This is a genomic window from Aequorivita nionensis, assembly GCF_046352995.1.
GTDB classification, from domain to species: Bacteria; Bacteroidota; Bacteroidia; order Flavobacteriales; family Flavobacteriaceae; genus Aequorivita; species Aequorivita nionensis.
The window spans coordinates 1,810,299-1,835,216 of the sequence record NZ_CP130281.1 but is presented as its reverse complement, the minus strand read 5'-3'; the positions used below and the strand labels follow the sequence as shown (position 1 = coordinate 1,835,216).

The window sequence follows — 24,918 nt, the reverse complement described above, 5'->3', positions numbered from 1 at the left end:
GAATTTGAAATACAGAAGTCGTTGTTTTAAAATAAAAAAAGCTCAATGATGCTTTAATTTTTTCGCATTAAAAATTTTACGAAGAATTCTTTTAAGACAATGGACCAGCGCGTACCTCTGGTATTTTATGGGAAGAAGTATCTATTAATAACGAAACATTGCGGTAGTTTTTATACGCAACACTTTCAAAATTTTGCTTTAAACTGAAATCAATATCGCCAGTAGCAAGAGAAACAATTTGGTTTAAATATTGATCCTTTACAGACTTTAATGCTACCGGCAAGCCCTGAAGACCCAGGTCTGAACCATAATCTTTTTGAATTTTGATTACATCTAGCTTGTAGGTATTAAAGTCGTTACTAAAAGGAATTTTGGAAGAACCGTCCTTTTCATTGAAAGCAGTATCATCAAGTTGAAGTTTGTTTTGTTTGAAAAACAAATTCTTCACCACAGCTACATCAATGGTGCTGTAGTATGTAACCTTTAGCTTACCATCCAGCAGTTCCGAAACTTGAACATCGGTAACGCCAATAGCTTTTAGTTGGCTTGTTATCTCTGCAACGGCGAGTTGCGCCTCATCCGCACTTACGGAATTAGCGTCAAACTGAACAACAATTTCCTGATTGGGAAGCGCTGATTGTTCCAAGCCATTTCCAAAAAAAGCAAGGGCAATAATTAATACGGGAATGTACCATCTCCAGTTCACGTGCCAAATATAAAAAAATAAAGACTGTATCACTACAGTCTTTAAAACAATATAAAATAAACAAAAAAAACTAGAACTCTAATTCAAAATAAAGACTGCTTTCAGGATTTAACTCTGTAACGTCCTCGCCTTTCAACACTTCTCCGTTTGCATTCATCAATTTTAAATTGATTTTCCAATAGCCGGTCATTGTCAATGACAATTTACCGTTATACATTTGGGTTACGGCATTATAGGTCAAGTCTTCATTATTCGGTGAGCTATGGTTGCCCATTCCCGGCATCCTTGGATCTACGGTTATTTTGTAGTTTTCAACCAAAGGAAAGCTCATCATATTCTCCATTTTGTAAAGTACGGCTTGCATATCATTAATTGCAACTTTTGGATCTTTTGGGTTGACATAAGCCAAAATATAACGAACATTATCACTGCCCATAAACACTTGAGTTTTATTCAGGCCATTTGCTGGTTGTGAAACATCAACCTTCATCATTTCTTCCATTGCTTGGCCGTTAAGGTTATAGTTAAGCATTACTTCCCAATATTCTGTGTCATTACCTGCCATTTGAAAGACAATATATCCTTTATAAACACTGCTTTCTTCAGTATTGCTCAACATACTGTGCGGTGCAGAATGCTCCATAGTTTCCATATGCATCATCGGCATCCAAGTTGGTGCGGCATTGGTAACGTATTTGTTGCTTGCCATATCTTTAATTCTGATGGAAATTTCATTGTAACCCACCTCAAGGCTTGTTTTTTCCGAATAGATTTCAACAGAATGGTCTGCAGATGGAAATTCATAAATTTTTGTCAAACCTTCTACAGGATTTGAAATTATTGGGTCATCATCTTTGTCATCAGAACAACTTACGAATGAGATTGACAGGATAACGATTGCGAATATATATTTTAGTGTTTTCATCTTTATAATATTTAGTTTTTTTAATAATTAATTGATTGAATATGAAATGGTTAAATAAAGATTTCTGCCCATCCGCGGAATGTTGTTCCAATCGGTATAAGAAGAGTAATTTGTATCAAGAATATTTTCAATCCCAGCTTTTAAAAAAAGATCATTATCTTTTATGAAGAAACGTTTCCCAAAGCTTGCCGAAAGTGTGGCGTAGGCCGCAGTCTGCGTTTCGCCATAGTTAGGATTGTAATTTATTTGTTCCCCAGCGCCATCAACCGAAAGCGATGCGGAATATTGGTTTTTATAGAAATCGAGTGCGCTTCTGAATGAAAGCGGACTAATCAATGGCAAATTTTCGCCTTCATTGTCAATACCACGGTGGTACGAAACACTACCCGATAATTTAAAAGCGTTTGAAATATTATACCTTCCCGATAGCGAAGCATTAAAAAGCTGCGCATAATCAAGGCTGGTATAAATTTTAACGCCATCGGCACCAATAGTCATTGTGCTAAGCGAATTATCCACAACTCCAATTATATAATTGAAAACGTGAAAATAATTTGCTCCTGCGGTAATCTCAAAAGTTGGTTTTTTATAAGTTACCGAAAGGTTGGCATCCGCAGAGCTTTCAGTTTTAAGATCTGGGTCGCCAATGTAATCGTGGTTATCAAAACTATTGAAAAGATAAAAACCATATCCTTCCGAAACCGAAGGTGCGCGCTCTCCATAAGAAAGACCTCCATTTAAGTGAAAGTTATTCAGCATTTTATGGTATTGCGCCGAAAAACTTTTCAAAAAACGGATATTTGTTTTATCCATTTCTGGATAGAAAATTCTTAAGCTGTTCAACCCAAACTCATCTGCCACAGTATTGGAATGGTAAGCCAAACGTGTTGAAAGTTTCAAAGAAGCCTTTTCAAATGGAATGTGATCTTCGGCATAAAACCCAACGTCTTTGGTGCGCACATCCGACCAAGTTAACATAAACATCAAAGGTTCGTTGCTGTCAGCTGGATACATCGTCATTTCGGCATAGGATTTATTATAAAAACCATCCAACTTGAAAAAGAAATGATTCTTTTCTTTGTTGAAATTTGCTTGCGTATAAAATCCCGCTGTCTCACTCCAGCCGGGCATATCCATATGTATCGGCACTTCCGGACGCTTTGTGTCATCCATAGTGTGTTTAATGTTATTGTAATACAGTTTGGACTCCCAGTTGGTGAAATCTCCAAACAACGTATCCTGATTAAAACTCACAGACCCAATCACCGCCCGCGCCAAGGAAACATCCATTGTCAAGGCAGGATAACCCACATCATTCGCTTCGTCATATATTAAGGTAGCGGAAATGGATTTGTCCTCGGCTAATTTATAGCCCGAATTGATGGAAAGGTTATATTTTTCAAATTGCGAAAAAAGCACTTCTTTATCGTTACCTGCATAATAATTTTCAGCCTTACGATAGATTGCATCAGTATTTAGATAGAATTTTTCATCGGAATAATTCAGCTCGCCGCCAAAAACACGCATCTTGTTATTGGTTTCATACGCAGTTTCCAAGGAACCATTCCAGCCAGTTGGCTTAAAATTGCTTTTGTCCAGTTTTAAATTGATGCCGCCTCCAATGGTATTTCCAAACATAGCCCCCTGCTGGCCTGAACCAATTTCCGCTTGCGAAAGATTAGACACATCCACATAGGAAGTTATTGGGTCCATTTTGTCAGTACAAGCGCCAAAAATCTGCATGCCGTCAATGGTTACGGCCAAACGTTCCGAAGCCATATCGTTCATTGTTGCTTCCCAAGCGTATGCGCCGCGCTTAACCATATTTACACTGAGCGACGATTCCAAAAACTCATCCAATGTGGACAAGGGTTTACGCTGTTTTTGATGATCCAATTGTTTGCCTGCCGAAATTACGATCACTTCATTTAGTTGAATCAATTTCAGGCTATCGGCGGGTGTTTCTTGAGCATATAATCGTGATGTTATGGCACCACAAAACATTGCAACCAAAAGACCACCCACAAGTATTACCCTTAAGGGAAATACACTTATAGATAATTTCATTTTAAGATAGTTTTGATAATTTAAAAAGAATGGCACCCAGAAATATTCCGTAGAAATTTCAAAAAGAACCTTTGCAATAAATTATCCCAACCGCGGCGGATGAAGAATTTTTGAGGTATAAAGGGAAGAATTCAAATTTGGCTTATAGCCTATGTTTTCAAAGGAAGAAATTTCAGTTTCCGATGCAAACATATATTCTGCAATATTTTCCGAAATAATAAATTGAGGAATTTCAGTTTTTGAAGTTTTGCCATTTAATGGATTTTTATCCTCGGCTCCAGCCTCTTTTGCCAATTCTTTCGTCAAGTGGCATTTTCCATTACACTGCATTTCTGGCTTGTCTTTGTTTTCGCAAAGCACTTTGACGATGTAATCATAATTCACAACATATTCTACCACGGGCCACATAGGTTTTGTGAGCATTATTAGGGAGGCAATTATGAGAATTACATTTTTCACAAGGCAAAGATAGTATGTAAAAAGGCTTTCAAAAAATGACTTTCATCACATTTTTTAAAACTATTTAAGATTAAAACATACTTTTTTAATAAAAGCAATCGCACAAATAAATAAATTTCAAAATTTGTCAACTTTTTACTGTTGATAAATTTTTACAATGCTACATATCAATATATTAACAATCAATTCTTGACAACTTTAAATTTTAAGACTAGTATAGAATTGCTATTTTACTATATTTACGTACTTTAAAATTCCAATTCAAACAACCAAAACAATTTCAGAATATGCAACTAAAAACAGCTATCCCCGCCCCGCAAACCTACACACAGGATGAAGCCTTCGAAGCTTCAGTTGAATATTTTAAAGGAGACGATCTTGCAGCTCGCGTTTGGGTAAATAAATATGCCCTAAAAGATTCCGAAGGCAATATTTATGAAAAAACACCAAACGATATGCATCGTCGCATCGCTAAAGAAATTGCGCGCATTGAGCAGCGTTATGCCAACCCAATGAGCGAAGAGGAAGTTTTTGAGGCAATCAAAGATTTTAAATACATCGTGCCCCAAGGTAGTCCAATGGCCGGAATTGGCAATCCGTACCAAATTGCTTCGCTTTCAAATTGCTTTGTAATCGGTAACGACGGTGATTCCGATTCTTACGGCGGAATTATGAAAATAGACCAAGAACAGGTTCAGTTAATGAAACGCCGCGGTGGCGTTGGTCACGATCTTTCTCACATCCGTCCAAAAGGCTCACCTGTAAAAAATTCGGCATTGACCTCAACTGGGATCGTTCCTTTTATGGAGCGCTATTCAAACTCAACCCGTGAAGTGGCGCAGGATGGCCGTCGTGGCGCTTTGATGCTTTCGGTATCTATAAACCATCCAGATTCCGAAGATTTTATTGACGCCAAAATGGAACAGGGAAAAGTGACCGGAGCCAATGTTTCAGTGCGTATGGATGATAAGTTTATGCAAGCCGTAAAAGACGGAAAAAACTACACCCAGAAATATCCAATCTTCAGCGAAGACCCAAAATATTCAAAGGAGATCGAAGCTGGAAAACTTTGGAAAAAAATAGTCCACAACGCTTGGAAATCAGCCGAGCCAGGCATTCTTTTTTGGGATACTATTATTAAGGAGAGTGTTCCGGATTGTTACGAAGACTTGGGCTACAAAACCGTTTCCACAAACCCGTGCGGTGAAATTCCGCTCTGCCCCTACGATTCTTGCCGTTTGTTGGCTATAAATCTGTTTTCATATGTTGAAGAACCCTTCACTAAAAAAGCTTCCTTCAATTTTGAGCTTTTCAAAAAGCACATTGCTATCGCACAACGAATTATGGACGACATAATCGATTTGGAACTTGAGAAAGTGGATGGCATTCTCGCCAAAATAAACGCCGATCCGCAAGCTGAGGAAATAAAGGCAGTGGAAAAAAATCTTTGGCTAAACATTCAAAGAAAAGCCGAAGAAGGCCGAAGAACTGGAATCGGTATTACAGCAGAAGGTGATATGTTGGCTGCTTTAGGAATAAAATACGGCAGCGCCGAAGGAATTGACTTTTCAGTGAAAATCCACAAAACAGTTGCTTTGGAAGCCTATCGTGCTTCAGTTTACGCAGCGAAAGAAAGAGGTCCTTTTAAAATATTCGATAGCGAAAGAGAAAAAAACAATCCGTTTATTCTTCGCCTAAAGGATGCCGATGAAAAGCTATATTATGACATGCTTGAATACGGCAGAAGAAATATTGCACTATTGACAATTGCACCAACAGGAACAACCAGTTTGATGACGCAAACTACTTCTGGCATAGAGCCTGTTTTTCTTCCGGTTTACAAGAGAAGAAGAAAAGTGAACCCGAACGACAAAAATGTGCGTGTTGACTTTGTGGATGAAGTAGGCGATAGCTGGGAAGAATATGTGGTTTTTCACCATCGCTTCAAGCAATGGATGGAAGCAAACGGTTTTGATACCAATAAAAACTACAGCCAGGAAGAGTTGAACAAAATCGTAAAGAAATCACCGTATTACAAAGCAACTTCCAATGATGTTGATTGGATGAGCAAAGTACGGATGCAAGGCGCCGTGCAAAAATGGGTAGATCACTCCATTTCGGTGACCATTAATTTACCCGAAGATGCCACCGAAGAGCTGGTTGGCAAGCTTTATTTGGAAGCTTGGCAAGCAGGCTGCAAAGGAGTTACCGTGTATCGTGACGGATCGCGTTCTGGGGTATTGGTTTCCAATGAAGAAAAGGAAGAAGAAAACGAAACACTTACCGCTTTTCCAACCAAGCGTCCAGAAATTTTGGAAGCAGATGTTGTTCGCTTTCAAAACAGCAAAGACAAATGGATTGCCTTCATAGGGTTGATTGACGGGAAACCGTATGAAATTTTTACCGGTTTTGCAGATGATGAAGATGGAATTTTAATTCCGCGCTGGGTAAATGACGGGCTGATTATAAAAAATAGAAATGAGGACGGGACTTCGCGTTATGATTTTCAGTACAAAAACAAAAGAGGCTATAAAACCACTATTGAAGGTCTTTCGCATAAATTCAACCCAGAGTTTTGGAACTATGCAAAATTGATTTCCAGCACCCTGCGCCACGGAATGCCAATTGAAAAAGCGGTGGAATTAATCAACAGCCTGCAACTTGATAGTGAAAGTATAAACACTTGGAAAAACGGCGTTGCACGTGCCTTAAAACGCTATGTGGCCGATGGAACAGAAGCTCGCAAGCAGAAGTGTGAAAACTGTAACAGTACTTCGCTTATTTACCAAGAAGGCTGTTTGACTTGCAAGGATTGTGGATCTTCGAAATGCGGGTAAAAAAGACGTAAGACATAAGACCGCTACGTTGAAAGACTTAAAATTAAACTTCCAAAGGTTTTTTAAACCTTTGGGGCTTTTCAATGAAAAAACCTCACAGGTCTTCGAGACCTGTGAGGTTTAATTATACTACTCCTATTTTGGAATTAAAGTTCCAGTAAATCATTCGTTTTACGAACCCCTTCGGCGCTTTCTTTCATATGTGCTTTTTCGGCATCGTTCAATTCAAGTTCTACGATTTTCTCGATACCGTTTCGGCCCAAAATAACTGGAGCACCAATACAGATATCCTTCATTCCGTATTCACCATCAAGCATTACTGAGCAAGGGAACATTTTCTTTTGGTCGCAAGCAATTGCTTGAACCAAAGCAGAAACTGCTGCGCCCGGAGCGTACCAAGCCGAAGTTCCCAAAAGCTTGGTTAATGTAGCACCACCTACTTTGGTGTCTTCCATTACTTGGTTCAATCTTTCTTCTGAAATGAATTTGCTTACGGGAACACTATTGCGCGTTGCCAATCTTGTTAACGGCACCATTCCGGTATCGCTGTGACCGCCGATTACCATTCCGTCCACGTCGCTGATGGGTGCATCCAAAGCTTCCGCCAAACGGTATTTGAAACGAGCGCTGTCCAAAGCTCCGCCCATTCCGATGATTTTATTTTTATCCAAACCAGAAGTTTTATGGACCAAATAAGCCATCGTATCCATCGGATTGCTTACTACGATTATAATAGTTTTAGGAGAATTTTTCACAAGATTTGAAGAAACATCCTTCACAATTCCAGCGTTGATACCAATCAATTCCTCACGAGTCATTCCCGGTTTACGTGGAATTCCGCTCGTAATTACGCAAATATCACTACCCGCAGTTTTGGAATAATCGTTTGTTACACCCGTAATTTTTGTGTCGAAACCGTTTAAAGAAGCCGTTTGCATCAAATCCATCGCCTTTCCTTCGGCAAATCCTTCTTTAATGTCCAACAAAACTACTTCGCTTGCAAAATTCTTGATGGCAATGTACTCTGCGCAACTTGCGCCAACAGCACCTGCTCCTACAACTGTTACTTTCATATTAAATGTTTATGGTTTATAGTTATTCCGAAGAAATTTCGGAGTGATTTTTAAACTTTCAGATTACTTCTGAATGTTGTGCAAAAGTACTATTATCTCCTTAAAATAATGATAATAAAGGGTTAAAAACTAAAAAGCCCATTTCAGAATTTTTCAGAAATGGGCTTTTTAAAAATTATATGCCTTTGTTACGCGTCAATATTCGCATAAACGGCATTCTTCTCGATAAATTCACGACGTGGCGGAACTTCATCACCCATCAACATTGAGAAAATTCTATCTGCCTCGGTGCCATTGTCAATAGTAACCTGACGAAGCGTTCTAAACTCAGGGTTCATTGTAGTGTCCCAAAGCTGTTCGGCGTTCATTTCCCCCAAACCTTTGTATCGCTGAATTGATGCGCTTCCACCAAACTGCTCGTTTAACATATCGCGCTCTTTATCGCTCCAAGCATATTCCTTTTTGGCGCCTTTTTTCACCAAATAAAGTGGTGGAGTTGCAATATAAACACATCCAGCCTCTACCAATTCCTTCATATAGCGGAAAAAGAAAGTAAGAATCAACGTTGCAATGTGGCTACCATCCACATCCGCATCACACATAATCACTACTTTATGATAGCGAAGTTTTTCAAGGTTTAGAGCTTTGCTGTCCTCTTCGGTTCCAATGGTTACGCCGAGAGCTGTATATATATTTCGAATTTCCTCGTTTTCAAAAACTTTGTGGTGCATGGCTTTTTCAACGTTGAGGATTTTTCCACGAAGTGGAAGTATAGCCTGAAAATTACGGTCACGACCCTGTTTTGCAGTTCCACCTGCCGAATCTCCCTCCACAAGAAATACCTCGCATTTTTCTGGGTCCTGTTCAGAACAATCTGAAAGTTTTCCCGGCAAACCACCACCGCTCATCACGGTTTTGCGCTGTACCATTTCACGGGCTTTTCTTGCTGCGTGGCGTGCCTGAGCTGCAAGAATTACTTTTTGAACTATCGTTTTTGCATCGTTGGGATGTTCTTCCAAATAATTTTCGAGCATTTCAGAAACCGCTTGGCTTACCGCTGAAGTAACTTCGCGGTTACCCAATTTGGTTTTTGTTTGCCCTTCAAATTGGGGCTCCTGCACTTTTACCGAAATAATTGCGGTCAATCCCTCACGGAAATCATCACCGGCAATTTCAAACTTCAGCTTGTCGAGCATACCAGAAGCATCTGCATATTTTTTCAAGGTACGCGTCAATCCAGCACGGAAACCGGCTAAATGCGTTCCACCTTCGTGAGTGTTAATATTGTTTACGTAGGAATGTAAGTTTTCGTTAAACGAAGTGTTATACACCATTGCAACTTCAACAGGAATATCGTTTTTCTCACCTTCCATTGCAATAACATCAGCAATAATTGGCTCGCGGTTTCCATCCAAAAAGCGGATAAATTCCTTTAAGCCTTCCTCACTGTGGAATTTTTCGGTTGCAAATTCACCGTTTTCATCTTTTTCTCTTTTATCAGTGAAATAGATAGTAATACCCTTATTCAAAAAAGACAGCTCGCGCATCCTGCTGGCAAGCGTATCATAGCTATATTCCAAAGACTGCTGGAATATTTGTGGATCTGGTTTAAAAGTAACGACGGTTCCACGATAATCCGTTTCGCCAATTGATTTTACGGGATACATTGCCTTTCCGCGCTCATATTCCTGTTGCCAAATTTTACCATCCCGGTGAACAGTTGCGGTTAAATGTTCGGAAAGTGCATTCACTACCGAAACCCCAACCCCGTGGAGACCTCCAGAAACTTTATAGGAATCCTTATCAAACTTTCCACCAGCTCCAATTTTAGTCATTACAACCTGAAGTGCAGAAACGCCTTCTTTTTTATGAAGATCCACGGGTATTCCTCGCCCGTTATCTTTTACTGTTATAGAGTTGTCTTCGTTTATCCAAATTTCAATCGTGTCGCAATAACCGCCCATTGCCTCGTCAATGGAGTTATCGACCACTTCATAAACCAAATGGTGCAAACCGCGCACGCCAACATCGCCAATGTACATGGATGGGCGCATACGCACGTGTTCCATTCCCTCTAAAGCCTGAATTTGGTCGGCGCCATAAGCGCCTTTTTTCTGTTCTTCGCTCATATTTTATTTTGAATGATTTTCATTTTTTTTCGTAACGAACAAATATAACCAAATCCCCAATAAAATTAAGGGTTTGCGTATTTTATAAGCCGTAAGTTATTAACAAATTCCTGTGAAAAAACCCAGCTTTTGAGAGTGTTTAAAATAGATTGGGATTTTGGCGTAATAGTTGCGCACTATTTTCGACTTATTTTACGTTTAATGATATATTTTATTGAATTTTGAGTTCATATAAAATTTTGTCCAAATATTAAATTTTGGTCTTAAGCCTAAAAAACTTCTCTTTTATGAAAAAATTACTTTTAATAGTTTTTATAGCATTTTCAGCTTTCTCTTTTCAAACATCGCAAGCGCAAAGTTTTCCGGAAATGGATGCTTCTCCAATGGATATTGCAATGGCCCGACCTAACAAGAAAAGCCCGCCTTTTGCCAGGGTTATTTACAGTCGTCCACAAAAAAAAGGGCGTGATATTTTTGGTGGCGTGGTACCTTATGGCGAAGTATGGCGCACTGGCGCAAATGAAGCTACAGAACTAGATATTTATGTTCCCCTAAAACTTGGAAGTACAATTTTGAAACCTGGAACTTACACACTTTACACAATTCCTGATGAAGATAACTGGACCATCATAATAAACAGCGATACCAATGTTTGGGGTGCTTTCAGCTATAAAAAAGAAAAAGATGTAGCCCGAATTACAGTGCCCTGTGAACAAGCCGTTGCGCCTATTGAATCTCTGTCAATGATTTTTAAAACGGATGGTAAAGGAACCGTTTTGATGATTGGTTGGGATGACCATTATGTGGAAATTCCCTTTAAAAAAGTCTGAATTTTTTAAAAAGGAATTTCAATTAACAAATTTCATGCACCAAATTCCAAAGTAATTTATTGGAGTTTGGTGTTTTTTTATTTGGAATTAAATTTAAGGTATATTTAAATATTTGTGTGTTTGCAACGAAACCTTCCACTTTGGGTTTTGCATTACATAATCAACAATCAACGGGCTCATTTTTTCGCGTTTGCTCCATTCTGGTTGCAAATAAAGAATGCAATCCCCTCCAACTTTAGCGGCCTGTTCTTCCGCAAAACGGAAATCGTCTTTGTTGAAAACAATTACTTTCAATTCATTCGCAGCTTTATAAACTTCCTCCGTTGGGAGTTTCATTTTTTTAGGCGAAAGACAAATCCAATCCCAAATTCCCGTGAGTTTGTAGGCTCCGGAAGTTTCAATATGTGTTTGCATTCCGCGCTCTTTCAGCATTTCAGTCAACGGGCCCATATCCCAAGTAAGTGGTTCACCGCCAGTAATTACAATGGTTTTTGAATATTTCGAGGCGTTTTCCACTATTGCTTCAATTGCTGTTGGAGGGTGCAATTCAGCATTCCAACTTTCCTTCACATCACACCAATGGCAACCAACGTCACAACCACCAACACGTATAAAATATGCTGCCGTTCCTTTGTGAAATCCTTCCCCTTGAATGGTGTAAAACTCCTCCATTAATGGGAGCATTACTCCTTTGTCAACTAAAATCTGCACTTCTTTTTTCATTGGTGCAAAATTACTTTAATTGTTGGGGAAAATTCCAAATTACAAGCATCAAATTCCAAATAATTTACAATTGCAAAAAAAGCAAATTTCAAATACAAGTTATTTAAATACAAATTTGTAAACTACAAGAGTAACAACATCTTGTTTGAATTTTGAACATTAAATTTTGAATATTATTTGGAATTTGGGATTTGAGTTTTGGTTTTTTTATTTGTTACATTTGAACAAAATTTAGAAAGATGGCTGATAAGCAAGTTTTTTTTGATTACATAAATAACGGATACACTACCAAAGGCGATTTTATAAACCTTGGCGCAGCAATGCTTGATGGCGAAACCGTAAAAGATGCCTACGTGAAAATTCCATTGAAAACCTTGAACCGTCACGGATTGATTGCTGGCGCTACTGGTACTGGAAAAACAAAAACGCTACAAATAATTGCCGAAAATCTTTCTGAAAAAGGAATTCCCGTATTGCTAATGGATATAAAAGGTGATTTAAGTGGAATTGCTGAACCTGGAACAAACAATGCCAAAATTGAAGAACGCCACGCTGCCATTGGTTTTCCATATGAAGCTAAAAAATTTCCAGCCGAAATTCTTTCACTTTCAGACCAAGAAGGTGTTAGACTTCGTGCTACTGTAAGTGAATTTGGGCCGGTTTTGCTTTCGCGCATCCTCGATTTGAGCGATGTTCAGGCAGGAATTGTTTCCGTAATCTTTAAGTATTGTGATGACAACAAAATGCCATTGCTGGACTTAAAAGATTTCAAAAAAATATTACAATACGCAACAGATGAAGGAAAAGACGAATTTGCCGATGCTTATGGCCGAATTTCTTCATCATCAACAGGAGCCATTCTTCGGAAAGTTGTGGAATTGGAACAACAGGGCGCCGATTTGTTTTTTGGTGAAAAATCCTTTGACACCGATGATTTGCTTCGCGTGGACGAAAACGGCATGGGGTATATAAACATTCTCCGTTTGACCGATATTCAAGATCGGCCCAAACTTTTCTCAACGTTTATGCTAAGCCTTTTGGCTGAAATTTATTCAACCTTTCCCGAACAGGGCGATAGCGGCAGACCGGAATTAGTGATTTTTGTTGACGAAGCACATTTAATTTTCAACGAAGCCAGCAGCGCACTGCTCAACCAAATTGAAAGTATTGTAAAATTGATACGTTCCAAAGGGGTGGGGCTTTATTTTTGCACCCAAAACCCTACCGATGTGCCCGATGCTGTTTTGAGCCAACTGGGTTTAAAAATTCAACACGCGCTTCGTGCATTTACTGCTAAAGACAGAAAGGCAATAAAACTTACAGCAGAAAATTATCCGCTTTCAGACTATTATAAAACCGACGAAGTTTTAACAGCCTTGGGAATTGGCGAAGCTTTGGTAAGCGCGTTGAACGAAAAGGGAATTCCAACGCCTTTAGCCCGTACAATGCTGCGAGCCCCAATGAGCCGAATGGACGTTTTAACAGATGGCGAATTGAAGGATTTACTGAAAACCTCAAAACTTATCCCGAAATACAACGAAGTAACCGATCGGGAAAGCGCTTATGAAATGCTGACCGAAAAAATTGAAATCGCCAACAAACAGAAAGCCAAGGAAAAAGCCCAAAAAGAAAAAGAAGCCGTAAAAACCTCATCTTCAAGCAGAAGTTCTTCCAGCCGTAGAAGCACTTCAAATCCTTGGATAAAAACCCTTTCCAGCCCAACTGTAATTCGCAGTGTATTGGGAATTTTAGGGAAAATGATGAAGTAGTCAGTAGTAAAAAACTAAACTTATAAACTCATCGACTCATTAAAATTATAACACAATAATATTTTTAACTTAATAACACAGTAACATAATAACTTAAATGAAAAAAACACTCTTAATAGTCGGAATAGTTTCACTTGCTTTTGTTCAATGTAAAAAGGAGAGCGATCCTTTTCTGATTAAAAATGGTTCCATTGGCAACTTAAACAAGGAAATAAAAATCAAACAAATTGATTCCATTTTTGCAAAAGATTCTATTGTGAAAACAAATTCATCTCCTAATGCATTGGAAACCCAGGGCGAAGTTGAAATTTATGAAAAAGGCGGGAAACAATTGTTGCTACTTTCACCGGATAATGAGAGCGATCCAAATTCAACAATAACAAATATCCAAGTTTTTGATTCACGTTATAAAACCGAAAAAGGTTTAACTGCAGCAAGCACTTGGAAAGACGTTAAAGCTAATTATACCATAGACAATATTGAAACTACCATAAATGCCGTTGTAATATTTTTGAAAGAAACCGATGTTTATTTAACAATTGACAAGAAAAGTCTTCCCGAGGAGCTTCGCTATGATATGGACTTAAAAGTTGAAGCCAGCCAAATACCGGATGATGCGCCTTTTAAATACTTTATGATTGGTTGGGAACCTGCCGCCAAATAAATTTTGCCTGCAAAGGTTTTGTTAACATTCATTAAATAGTGAATGCTTTCCTTTAATTTTAATCCAATTAACCATCCAAACTAATTGTATTATGATTAAGATTTTAGGTTTTATTTTAACTATTGCTGGAGGAATTGCACTCGTAATGGGGGTGCTTGGCGCATTTGGCAGTATGAATGTTGGCATGAGCCCTTGGGCACTAATAATATTAGGTATTGTGTTCTTTTTTGCGGGTATAGGCCTTCTTAAAAACAGAAAAGATACAGATCAAACATAATTAATAAATTTTTAAAACCCTTTGTTTTTCGAAGGGTTTTATGTTTTAAAAATATCGTTATGCCAAATCCAAGAATTAAAAACGAAGAACAATACGAGGCACTACGTGACAAAGGATATAGCAAAGAAAAAGCTGCCCGCATCGCCAACACTCCAGACGCCGGGAAAAAAGGCGGTAAAGCCAAACCTTATGAAGATTGGACGAAAGATGAACTTTATGCACAAGCAAAAAATGTTGGTATTGAGGGACGTTCAAAAATGAAGAAAAAAGAATTAATCCACGCTTTAAGAAATAATTAATGAGCAACCAATTAAGACCTTTCCATCTTGCCATTCCGGTTGACAATTTGGACGTTTGCCGAAAATTTTACAGAGATACGCTTGAACTTTCCGAAGGACGAAGCAGTGACCATTGGGTAGATTTTGATTTTTTTGGTCATCAACTTGTAATTCATTTAAAAGAGAAGAACTCCGAAGAAGAAACCATAAATCCCGTAGATGGAAAAAATGTGCCAATACCGCATTTCGGAGTTGTATTGGACATGAAAACTTTTAAAGATTTTTCAGAAAAACTGATTCAAAAAAACATTACTTTCATCATAGAACCGTACATTCGCTTTGAAGGACAAGTGGGCGAACAAGCCACAATGTTTTTTAAGGATCCTGCAGGAAATGCGCTGGAATTTAAAGCATTTAATGACTTAACGCAATTATTCGCCAAATGATAAAACAAATACCCCCTCAAATAATTCGACAAATATTTGTCATTTTGCTTATTTTATTAATGGGCAGCCTTATTTTTAGGGAGTTACTTCCATATCTCACAGGGGTTTTGGGCGCAATAACCATTTATGTTTTAATGCGTAAATGGATGGCGAAATTGGTGAATAAGAAAAAATGGAACCCATCACTTGCAGCTACCGTATTAATGCTCATTTCATTTTTTTTAATCCTTATACCCATTGCCGGAATAATTTTGATGCTTACCAACAAAATTGGGAGAGCAGTACAAAATTCTGAAGAAGTGGTAAATGCGCTTAAGGAACAATTGGGCAAAATGGAAGATAAGTTTGGTTATGATCTCAATTCCCAAATTGATCCTGGAGCAATTACAAGTTGGCTTTCTGATAATTTGCAAAATTTGGCCGGCGGAACTTTTAATGCTTTCATCGCTATAGGGCTAATGTATTTTATGCTATATTATATGTTCACAAATCGCGCTGATTTGAAAGAATCGTTAAAGGAATACATTCCGATGGACCGCGAAAACTTAAAGGAAATTGGCTCTGAAGTTCAGGCCATGGTACGCTCCAATGCACTTGGAATTCCATTGGTCGCAATAGCGCAGGGAATTGTGGCGCTTATTGGTTTTCTTATTTTCGGAATTGAAGACCCCTTCTTTTGGTTCGTTATTGTTACTATTGGCAGCATGATTCCTTTTGTGGGAACATTGGTGGGTATTCTGCCTGTTTTTGTGCTCACACTTTCCACAGGGCACAGTTTTCAAGCATGGGGAATACTCATTTACGGCTTTGTGGTCGTAGGTTCAACGGACAATATAATTCGTCTTTACGTATTAAAAAAGCTGGACAACGTTCATCCACTAATCACGCTTATTGGTGTGATAGTGGGCGTTCCACTATTCGGTTTTATTGGTTTAATATTTGGCCCTTTGCTTATCAGTCTTTTTATGGTTATTGTGCGTATTTATAGGAACGAATACGGAAAAGACGAAACTGCCACCAAAGAAGAACGGTTGTAAGTTTTATTTCTTGCGAATTATTTATTTTACTCCTTCAGAAATTTTTATAACATAATTTTAAAAGTATTCCTTTTTCAATTCTTTAATTTTAAGGAACAAATAAAGAACTATATGCTTTTCAGAAAAAAGAAAGAAAAAAAACCCTCTACCATCGCTATGATGGATTCCAAAATCAATGAAGATTATGTAGAGGAAAAAGTAACCAAAATAAAGGATGAAGATGTTGAAATAGTTATGGATAATGAAGAAGCTATTTCAGAAAAATTGAGTAACGCCAGCCCTTTGCGAAAATATGCCGAACTCGGTAAGATTATGTTCGCAATGCTAAAAGACGTTAAAAAAGGAAATTATCCAAATGTGCCGTGGTTTACAATTGCTTCTATAGTGGTAGCGCTTTTATATGTTTTCAACCCATTTGATTTGGTGCCAGATTTCATTCCGGGCGTAGGCTATATAGATGATTTGGCAGTTCTATCCATCAGCATGGGCTGGATAGAAACAGATCTTCACAAATATTTGGATTGGCGTTTGGCGAACAGTGAAAATACTTAAACCTTGCGCTGTTCTCTTGCCAAAAGGGTATTTTTAAGAAGCATTGCAATTGTCATCGGGCCAACACCTCCGGGAACTGGAGTTATAAACGAAGCCTTTTTGCTCACGTTTTCAAAATCCACATCGCCGGTAATTACATACCCTTTTGGATGACTTGGGTCTTCAACCCTTGTAATTCCAACATCAATAATCACAACATCATCTTTTACCATTTCAGCTTTCAAGAAATTTGGAACTCCCAATGCTGAAATAATAATATCCGCCTGCGTAGTTATTTGGGCAATGTTTTTTGTGTTGCTGTGCGTAAGTGTTACCGTGCTATTTCCGGGCCATCCTTTTCGGCTCATCAAAATGCTCATTGGTCGGCCAACAATATGGCTTCTTCCAATAACTACGGTATGTTTTCCTTTGGTATCCACATCATACCGCTGCAGTAACTCAAGAATGCCGAAAGGGGTTGCGGGAATAAAGGTACTCATATCCAGAGCCATTTTTCCGAAGTTTTCAGGGTGAAAACCATCCACATCTTTTGAAGGATCTACGGTAAGAAGTACTTTTTGGGTATCAATTTGTGGAGGCAATGGAAGCTGAACAATGAAGCCATCAATATTGTCGTCTTCGTTGAGTTCTTTGATCTTTTTTAATAATTCTAATTCACTGGTAGTATCTGGCATTTTAACCAATGTTGACTCAAAACCAACGCGCTCGCATGCCTTAACCTTGCTTCCAACATATGTAAGACTAGCCCCATCATTTCCAACAATAATAGCTGCTAAATGTGGAACTTTTTCACCACGCGCTTTCATTTTATCAACTTCAGCAGTGATTTCGTTTTTTATGTCGTTTGAAACTTTCTTTCCATCTAAAATGGTCATACTCCTATAAATTAAAAATTAAAGACCTCTCGACTGCGCTCGAGGTGACATCATAAATCTACCTCATCTTCCCCATTGCCTGCATCATCTTTCTTCCGCCGCCGCCTTGCATCATCTTCATCATTTTGCTCATTTGGTCAAATTGCTTCAAAAGTTGATTTACCTGCTGAACGCTTGTTCCACTTCCGGATGCAATTCGTTTTTTTCGACTTCCGTTTATAATTGCTGGTTCGGTTCTTTCTTTTGGAGTCATTGAATGAATTATGGCTTCAATTCCTTTAAAAGCATCGTCATCAATATCAACATCTTTCAACGCTTTTCCTGCGCCGGGAATCATTCCCACCAAATCTTTCATACTTCCCATTTTCTTAACCTGCTGAATTTGGTTTAGGAAATCGTCAAAACCGAATTGATTTTTTGCAATCTTCTTCTGTAGTTTTCTTGCCTCCTCTTCGTCAAACTGCTCCTGTGCGCGTTCCACAAGCGAAACAACATCTCCCATCCCCAAAATACGGTCGGCCATACGGGCTGGGTGAAAAACATCTATAGCATCCATCTTTTCACCGGTACCGATGAATTTGATAGGTTTATCAACTACACTTTTAATGGAAATTGCAGCTCCACCACGGGTATCACCGTCTAATTTGGTAAGAACAACCCCATCAAAATTCAACCTTTCATTAAAGGCCTTAGCGGTATTTACTGCATCTTGCCCGGTCATGGCATCAACCACAAAAAGTGTTTCCTGTGGGTTGATCGCTTTGTGAACGTTTGAAATTTCAGTCATCATCGCTTCATCAATCGCAAGACGACCGGCAGTATCCACAATTACAACATTGAAGCCATTTTGTTTGGCGTGTGCAATTGCGTTTTGAGCAATTTGAACTGGATTTTTATTTTCGGGTTCGCTATAAACCTCTACGCCTATTTGGTCCCCAACCACATGCAACTGGTTTATTGCCGCAGGACGATATATATCACAAGCAACCAAAAGTGGTTTTTTGGACTTTTTTGTTTTTAAATAATTGGCAAGCTTTCCGGAGAAAGTAGTTTTACCACTACCCTGTAAACCGGACATTAAAATAACCGTTGGCGTACCGCTCAAATTGATACCAGCGGTTTCGCCACCCATCAATTCAGTAAGCTCATCTTTTACCAATTTCACCATCAATTGGCCGGGTTGCAACGTAGTTAATACGTTTTGACCCAATGCCTTTTCTTTTACTGTATTGGTAAATTCCTTTGCAGTTTTAAAGTTAACGTCGGCGTCCAAAAGGGCACGGCGCACTTCCTTTAAAGTCTCTGCTACGTTTACTTCGGTGATGCTGCCGTGACCTTTCAGTACGTGCAGCGCTTTGTCCAGCTTATCGCTTAAATTATCGAACATATTCTTGCTTTCTTTTTAAGAGTTGCAAAGGTAAAAAAAAGTTGGCAGTATGCAGTTGCAGTAGGCAGTGTTTCTTAAGATTTCCAAATAATTAAACAGAATAAAAATATAGGAGTTTCGTATCTTGCCAATTCGAAAAAAGTATATGATAAAAGAAAAACTGCTCTCTCCATTCCAAAAATTCGTCAACCTTCAAAGCTCTACTGGAATATTGCTTTTGGCAACAACCATAATTGCCTTGGTGTGGGCCAATTCCGCCTTTTCAGAAAGTTACCAATCTTTTTGGCAGTATGAATTGGGTATCGTAACCGACAGTTTTGAACTCAAAAAACCATTGATACTTTGGGTAAACGATGGGTTAATGGCTATTTTTTTCTTTTTGATTGGGTTGGAAATAAAGCGTGAATTTTTAATTGGCGAACTCAATTCAACCAAAAAAATTATGTTTCCGCTCTTTGGGGCAATCGGTGGAATTATAATTCCGGTACTAATTTATATAATTTTAAACCAAAACCCAGAAACCTTAAAGGGTTGGGGAATTCCGATGGCTACAGATATTGCCTTTTCACTGGCAATTTTAAAAGTACTCGGAAATAGAGTACCCTTGAGCTTAAAAATATTTCTTACTGCTTTTGCCATTGTTGACGATTTGGGCGCGGTATTGGTAATCGCAATTTTTTATAGCAGCAGCTTGAATTTTGTATTGTTGGGTGCCGCTTTTGTATTATTGGCAATTATATATTTCTTAAGCTATAGAGGGTTGTATTTCGAATTTTTAACCATTGTTTCCGGCTTCGTTGTCTGGTTGTTGTTTTTAAAAGCTGGCCTCCATCCCACCTTGGCTGGAATCTTGATGGCATTTGCTATTCCCGTTAGACAAAAAATAAGCACCCACGAATTTACTGATCAACTGGAAAGTATTGTGGGTGAAATAAAAGAGAGCACCATTCTTCAAAAACCGGTACTTTCACCCAAACAACTAGAATTGATAGATGATTTGGAAGATTGGGCCGATGATTACCGTTCGCCCTTGCAGCATTTGGAGCATAAGCTTCACAATTGGGTGGCTTATTTGGTAATTCCAATTTTTGCGCTTGCAAATGCGGGAGTTGCCATAAATAGTGAAGGCGGACTCGAAACGGCGCTGATAATAAATATTATGGTTTGTTTGATTTTGGGAAAAAGTATTGGTATCTCTACAGTTATCTTTTTGGCAAGAAAATTCAAAATCATCGAGGTGCCGAAAGACATAACCAATAAACAGATAATTGGTGTTTCTTTTTTAGCAGGAATAGGTTTCACAATGGCCATATTTATAGCTAGCTTAGCCTTTAACAGCAGTCCAGAATATATAGATTCAGCCAAAATTGGAATCTTAATCGGCTCGCTTGTTTCAGCAGTTATTGGGTTTGTTGTTCTTCGGTTTAAAACGGTAAAAGGAAAGTTTGACCATTCGCCGAAAGGGTAATTTTCTATAGGTCAGAAATTGATGCGTCTATAAGTTTAAAAAGACAAGCGCTCACTGCCTGCGACTGAAAACTATTTATTATTCTCCATGACATACTCCAAAACCTTCGTCATTAAATGAACTCTATCCTTGCCTCGCACATTATGTTCGTGCATTGGGTAAACAAAGAAATCCATCTGTTTTTCATTATCTACAAAAGATTTAATCAACGAAAGATCGTGCTGCATAACAACCACAGGATCTATTGAGCCGTGGATTGTCAATAATTTTCCTGTCAGGTCTTGGGTCTTGTTTAGCAAGCTGGCAGTTTCATAGCCCGAAGGATTTTGTTGCGGAGTATCCATGTATCGCTCGCCGTACATAATTTCGTAATATTTCCAATCGGTTACTGGGCCTCCAGCGACGCCTGTGGTGAAAACTCCCGGATTGCGAAGCATCATTGAAACCGTCATAAACCCACCAAAGCTCCAGCCGTGAATTGCCAAACGGTTTGCATCAACATACGGAAGGGATTTTAAATACTCCACCCCAACCAATTGATCCTTCAGCTCTTCAGTGCCTACGTTTCTATGAATTACACTTTCAAAAGCAAAACCTCTATTTGCGGAACCTCTTCCGTCTAAAGTGAAAACGAGATAGCCTTGTTCTGCCATCCATTTCATCCAAAGTGAAGCGCCGTCGTTCCACGAATTTGTTATCAACTGTGCATGCGGCCCGCCATAAACATATACTAAAACTGGATATTTTTTATTCGGGTCGAAGTTGGATGGTTTTATCAAACGGGTGTAAAGGTCAAAGCCATCGTGCGATTTCAGTTTTCCAATTTCCGTGCTTCCAAGTTTATAATCGGCCATTGGGTTTTCGGCTTTTACAAACGTTTGGATTGTTTTCCCTTTATTGTCAATTAACTGTGCAACGTTGGGTGTTTCGTGATTTGAATATTGATCAAAAATATATTTTCCGTCTGCGGAAACGCTGGCATTATGCGTGCCGCTAGTTTCAGTAAGGCAGGTTTGTTTTCCGTTTGAAATATTTACGGAATACAATTTAGTGTCCAAAGACGATTCGCCCGTTCCCGTGAAATAAATCTCCGTTCCTTTTGAATTATTTCCAACTATTTCCTCAGCAACCCATTTGTTATTGGTCAATTGTTTTACAATTCCTTTGGAAGTATTACACAAATACAGATTCATAAATCCGTCCTTTTCGCTCATCCAAATAAAATCTTCGGAAGAATCTGAATAAAAATAGGCAGGATGCTCTGGTTCCGTCCATTTATCATTTTTTTCTTCTAAAATTGTTCGCACCAATTTTCCGTTTGAAGCATCAAAAAGCTGTAGTTTCATATGGTTTTGATCGCGGTTCAATTCTGCAATAACAACATTTTTTTCATCGGGCGTCCACGATAGATTGGTTAAATAATCTTCAACATTTCCAGTGGGAGAAATAAAAACTGTTTTCCCCGTGCTCAAATTATAAACGCCAACTTTTGGGCGCTCACTTTTCTGTCCCGCCATTGGGTATTTTATGGAAGTCAATTCTCCGGGAGTTGGATTGATATTTAGCAGCGGATAATCGGCAACATCAGTTTCGTCTTTTTGGTAAAATGCAAGCAGATTTCCTTTTGGCGACCAGAAAATACCGTTGGTAATGCCGAATTCGCTTCGAGCAATGGCTTGGCCTGAAACAATATTTGTATCCGTATTATTTGTAACCGCAACGGTTGTTCCATCTGCTTTTTGGATGAATAAATTGTTTGCACTTGTATAAGCTACGTTTCCTGTTTCATTTTGAAGTGTACTATTTTCTGCAGATTCCTCAACCTTGGAAATTAGCTTCCCTTTTTTCTGTTTATAATCATACAAATAATAGGAATTGCCATCTACCAAATAAAACGAATCGGTATTCTTCCACGTCATTCCCGAAAACCATTTTAAATTGCTGTTTAAGGTTTTATTTACCTCCGAAATTGAAAGGCTTTCACTTTGGTTTTTATTTTCGGCAGATCCATTTTTAAGCGTTGTTCTATTTTCAAGATAAACATAAGAAGTTGTTCCTGGAACCCACTGAAAACCTTGAATATGCTCAGGATAAAACTTTCCGTATTGTTCAAGAACAGCGTCTTTTAACGTGAGTTCTTTTTGCTGTGCGTTGCTATTAAATAAACAGAAAACAAAAAGTAGGACGGCGAAATAATGTTTCATAAGTGTATTTTTTTTGGTCGGAAAAGACAAAATATTCAAATATTTTTGAAGGAAGCTAAGATAAAAAACCTTTACTGTGTTTAAAGCATAAGCCAACAATTTTTAAGTTATCGCTTCAAGGGAATTTTTATAAATGTGGTAATAACGTTTTTGCTTTATTGTTTTCCACTTTCAATTAACATCACTCAAACCCATACTTGGGGTGTTTGCATCAATGCTGAATTGTTTCGCGTCTTTTTCATAAGCTTTAGATTTGAAGGTTTCAAAAGAAATTATTCATTCTCCAAAAGATTTTTAAAACGGTTTAGCAGTCATTCAAAACAATAATCTTCCGTTCACAACAAAATCAAAGATGTCCGTGACATTTCAAATTACTTTCACACTTACGAAAGCATTTAACAACCAATCACAAAATCAAACAATTATGACAAAATCAATGATACTTTTTAGCCTTTGTGCCTTCATCTTTTTCTTAGAAAAAATTAAAGCACAGTCTTTTGAGGAAACAACTTTTGAAGACATTACCACAACACCTTCCGCCTCACGAAGTGCTAATTTTATTGATGTGAATGGCGATGGTTGGGACGATATATTTTTTACCAACGGGCCTACTGCTGGGCAAAACAATATGCTTTACATTAACAACGGCGACAACACTTTCACTACCGTAACCACTGATGATATAGTTTCAGACAACGACCGTTCAGACGGTGCCAGTTTTGCAGATGTTGACAACGATGGCGATTTGGATGCCGTGGTAGTAACTTATGGCAGAAATGGCGTGGGGAAGAAAAATTATTTCTACAGGAACAATGGCGATGGCACTTTTGAATATGAGCCCAGCAACGCCATTGGAATTCCGCTAACCTATTCCGAAATGGTGAATTGGATTGACCTTAACAACGATCAATTTTTGGACGCGTACATCACAAATAGTATTGTTTCCACGCGAAATCTTTATTTTGAAAACCAGGGCGATGGTTCTTTTGAACCTGTGACTGGTCTGTCCATTACCAGTGAAACCCTTGCTTCGCGTTCCATAAATTGGATTGATTATGACGGCGATGGCGACAGTGATTTGTTTGTTGCGAATGAAGACAATACCAACAATTCACTTTTCAGAAATGATGGGCCAAATAATTTCACCCAAATCACCAACCTTCCCATTACCCAAAACGGAAAAAACTCTGCTGGCAGCTCTTGGGCAGATGTTGACAACGATGGCGATTTTGACCTTTTTGTAGCCAATTGGGGCGGGCAAACCAACCAGCTTTTCATAAATGAAAATGGCACTTTTATAGAGCAAACCAGTTCTGCAATTGCAGCAGAAACCGGAAGCTCCTTCGGTTCTGCCTTTGCAGATGTTGATAATGATGGCGATTTGGACCTATTGGTTTGCAATGCTTATTTTACTGGACAAGAAACAAATTCCCTTTTTATAAATGATGGAAACGGTATTTTTTCCAAAGACACAGGTAGCGCTTTGGCAAATCACCAAGGAAATACGTTTGGTTGTGCTTTTGGCGATTACAACAATGACGGTTGGCTGGATGTGATTTTGGCGAATACATTAAACGAAAACCAAAGCAATTCACTTTTCAAAAACACGGGAAGCGGGAATAACTGGATAAAAATTCGCTGTGTTGGCGATCCATCAAACGGCTCAGCTGTTGGGGCAAAAGTTCGGATTAGGGCTACCATAAACGGAAACGAAATCTGGCAAACACGCCAGATTGAAGCCGCAAGTGGCTATTGCAGTCAAAATAGTTTTACAAATCATTTTGGGCTGGGCGACGCTTCAAATGTATCGGAAATTGAAATTCAGTGGCCTTCGGGAGCGGTTGAAACTTTTACGGATATTGATGGAAATAATACTTATTTGGTTGTTGAAGGCAACGGAATTCAGTTGGGCATAACTACTCAAATTAAATATGGCTACGTAATTTATCCCGTGCCTGCAGAGGATATTTTGGTCGTAAATTTTCCAAAGGATGATATAAATTCAAAAGTTGAGATTTTTGATTTAAATGCTAGAAAAGTAAAAGAAGGCACAAACAATAATGCAGTATCTATCGAAATGGATATTAGTCATTTAAATGCGGGAACCTATATTTTGAAAATCACCAATAACGACCAAGTCACCTCACAAAAAATAATTATTAAATAGAAACCTACTGTTCCTAAGTGTTGGTTTGTTAGTGAGCGTGTTGGA

General features: G+C 38.5%; 21 protein-coding genes. 11 read left to right on the top strand and 10 right to left on the bottom strand.

Going from position 1 to position 24,918, the window contains the following annotated elements; genetic code table 11:
* Positions 1 to 91: 91 nt before the first annotated feature.
* From Q2U82_RS08300 to Q2U82_RS08285, 4 genes are all read right to left on the bottom strand, one after another.
* The gene (locus Q2U82_RS08300) at positions 92 to 706 is read right to left on the bottom strand and encodes a hypothetical protein (protein ID WP_410004412.1); all 615 of its coding nucleotides are present in this window, start codon (positions 704 to 706) and stop codon (positions 92 to 94) included.
* Between the two features lie 70 nt (positions 707 to 776).
* Complete coding sequence (locus Q2U82_RS08295) at positions 777 to 1,631, bottom strand: hypothetical protein (protein ID WP_410004411.1); 855 nt, start codon at positions 1,629 to 1,631, stop codon at positions 777 to 779.
* Positions 1,632 to 1,658: 27 nt separating this feature from the next.
* Positions 1,659 to 3,698: a TonB-dependent receptor gene (locus Q2U82_RS08290; protein WP_410004410.1), complete on the bottom strand. Its 2,040-nt coding sequence runs from the start codon at positions 3,696 to 3,698 to the stop codon at positions 1,659 to 1,661.
* Positions 3,699 to 3,779: 81 nt separating this feature from the next.
* Positions 3,780 to 4,121 (bottom strand): hypothetical protein, encoded by a 342-nt coding sequence (locus Q2U82_RS08285; protein WP_410004409.1) that lies wholly within the window; start codon positions 4,119 to 4,121, stop codon positions 3,780 to 3,782.
* Positions 4,122 to 4,444: 323 nt separating this feature from the next.
* Between Q2U82_RS08285 and Q2U82_RS08280 the strand changes: the two genes are divergently transcribed.
* Complete coding sequence (locus Q2U82_RS08280) at positions 4,445 to 6,994, top strand: adenosylcobalamin-dependent ribonucleoside-diphosphate reductase (RefSeq protein WP_410004408.1); 2,550 nt, start codon at positions 4,445 to 4,447, stop codon at positions 6,992 to 6,994.
* Positions 6,995 to 7,140: 146 nt separating this feature from the next.
* Here Q2U82_RS08280 and mdh read toward each other — a convergent pair whose 3' ends face one another.
* Together mdh and gyrB are read right to left on the bottom strand one after the other, a co-directional pair.
* Positions 7,141 to 8,067, bottom strand: a complete 927-nt coding sequence (gene mdh / locus Q2U82_RS08275) for a malate dehydrogenase (protein ID WP_410004407.1) — start codon at positions 8,065 to 8,067, stop codon at positions 7,141 to 7,143.
* 188 nt (positions 8,068 to 8,255) lie between these two features.
* Positions 8,256 to 10,196, bottom strand: coding sequence for a DNA topoisomerase (ATP-hydrolyzing) subunit B (gene gyrB, locus Q2U82_RS08270; RefSeq protein WP_410004406.1), 1,941 nt, complete (start codon positions 10,194 to 10,196; stop codon positions 8,256 to 8,258).
* A 287-nt stretch (positions 10,197 to 10,483) separates the two neighbouring features.
* On the opposite strand from gyrB, the gene Q2U82_RS08265 reads away from it, so the two are divergent.
* Positions 10,484 to 11,026 (top strand): DUF2911 domain-containing protein, encoded by a 543-nt coding sequence (locus Q2U82_RS08265; RefSeq protein ID WP_410004405.1) that lies wholly within the window; start codon positions 10,484 to 10,486, stop codon positions 11,024 to 11,026.
* Positions 11,027 to 11,119: 93 nt separating this feature from the next.
* Here Q2U82_RS08265 and Q2U82_RS08260 read toward each other — a convergent pair whose 3' ends face one another.
* On the bottom strand, positions 11,120 to 11,749 hold the full coding sequence (locus Q2U82_RS08260; protein ID WP_410004404.1) for a 7-carboxy-7-deazaguanine synthase QueE: 630 nt from the start codon (positions 11,747 to 11,749) through the stop codon (positions 11,120 to 11,122).
* Positions 11,750 to 11,988: 239 nt separating this feature from the next.
* On the opposite strand from Q2U82_RS08260, the gene Q2U82_RS08255 reads away from it, so the two are divergent.
* The 7 genes from Q2U82_RS08255 to Q2U82_RS08225 all read left to right on the top strand — a co-directional run bounded on the left by Q2U82_RS08255 (position 11,989) and on the right by Q2U82_RS08225 (position 16,772).
* Positions 11,989 to 13,518, top strand: a complete 1,530-nt coding sequence (locus Q2U82_RS08255) for a helicase HerA-like domain-containing protein (protein ID WP_410004403.1) — start codon at positions 11,989 to 11,991, stop codon at positions 13,516 to 13,518.
* A gap of 97 nt (positions 13,519 to 13,615) precedes the next feature.
* Positions 13,616 to 14,182: a hypothetical protein gene (locus Q2U82_RS08250; protein ID WP_410004402.1), complete on the top strand. Its 567-nt coding sequence runs from the start codon at positions 13,616 to 13,618 to the stop codon at positions 14,180 to 14,182.
* A gap of 91 nt (positions 14,183 to 14,273) precedes the next feature.
* Positions 14,274 to 14,459 (top strand): hypothetical protein, encoded by a 186-nt coding sequence (locus tag Q2U82_RS08245; protein WP_410004401.1) that lies wholly within the window; start codon positions 14,274 to 14,276, stop codon positions 14,457 to 14,459.
* Between the two features lie 59 nt (positions 14,460 to 14,518).
* A complete protein-coding gene (locus Q2U82_RS08240; protein ID WP_410004400.1) occupies positions 14,519 to 14,758 on the top strand; it encodes a Rho termination factor N-terminal domain-containing protein in 240 nt (79 codons plus the stop codon).
* Complete coding sequence (locus Q2U82_RS08235) at positions 14,758 to 15,183, top strand: VOC family protein (protein ID WP_410004399.1); 426 nt, start codon at positions 14,758 to 14,760, stop codon at positions 15,181 to 15,183. The genes Q2U82_RS08240 and Q2U82_RS08235 overlap by 1 nt, the downstream gene beginning before the upstream one ends.
* On the top strand, positions 15,180 to 16,220 hold the full coding sequence (locus Q2U82_RS08230) for an AI-2E family transporter (protein WP_410004398.1): 1,041 nt from the start codon (positions 15,180 to 15,182) through the stop codon (positions 16,218 to 16,220). The genes Q2U82_RS08235 and Q2U82_RS08230 overlap by 4 nt, the downstream gene beginning before the upstream one ends.
* Before the next feature lie 111 nt (positions 16,221 to 16,331).
* Positions 16,332 to 16,772, top strand: a complete 441-nt coding sequence (locus tag Q2U82_RS08225; protein WP_410004397.1) for a YkvA family protein — start codon at positions 16,332 to 16,334, stop codon at positions 16,770 to 16,772.
* On the opposite strand, the gene Q2U82_RS08220 is transcribed toward Q2U82_RS08225, so the two are convergent.
* Complete coding sequence (locus Q2U82_RS08220) at positions 16,769 to 17,647, bottom strand: bifunctional 5,10-methylenetetrahydrofolate dehydrogenase/5,10-methenyltetrahydrofolate cyclohydrolase (RefSeq protein ID WP_410004396.1); 879 nt, start codon at positions 17,645 to 17,647, stop codon at positions 16,769 to 16,771. The two genes, Q2U82_RS08225 and Q2U82_RS08220, sit on opposite strands and share 4 nt — an antisense overlap.
* 58 nt (positions 17,648 to 17,705) lie before the next feature.
* On the bottom strand, positions 17,706 to 19,034 hold the full coding sequence (ffh, locus tag Q2U82_RS08215; protein ID WP_410004395.1) for a signal recognition particle protein: 1,329 nt from the start codon (positions 19,032 to 19,034) through the stop codon (positions 17,706 to 17,708).
* A 145-nt stretch (positions 19,035 to 19,179) separates the two neighbouring features.
* On the opposite strand from ffh, the gene nhaA reads away from it, so the two are divergent.
* Positions 19,180 to 20,502 carry a Na+/H+ antiporter NhaA gene (gene nhaA / locus Q2U82_RS08210; RefSeq protein WP_410004394.1) on the top strand — a complete coding sequence of 441 codons (1,323 nt, stop codon included), beginning with the start codon at positions 19,180 to 19,182 and terminating at the stop codon, positions 20,500 to 20,502.
* Between the two features lie 71 nt (positions 20,503 to 20,573).
* On the opposite strand, the gene Q2U82_RS08205 is transcribed toward nhaA, so the two are convergent.
* Positions 20,574 to 22,706: a DPP IV N-terminal domain-containing protein gene (locus Q2U82_RS08205; protein WP_410004393.1), complete on the bottom strand. Its 2,133-nt coding sequence runs from the start codon at positions 22,704 to 22,706 to the stop codon at positions 20,574 to 20,576.
* Between the two features lie 424 nt (positions 22,707 to 23,130).
* On the opposite strand from Q2U82_RS08205, the gene Q2U82_RS08200 reads away from it, so the two are divergent.
* On the top strand, positions 23,131 to 24,873 hold the full coding sequence (locus Q2U82_RS08200) for an FG-GAP-like repeat-containing protein (protein WP_410004392.1): 1,743 nt from the start codon (positions 23,131 to 23,133) through the stop codon (positions 24,871 to 24,873).
* Positions 24,874 to 24,918 lie beyond the last annotated feature (45 nt).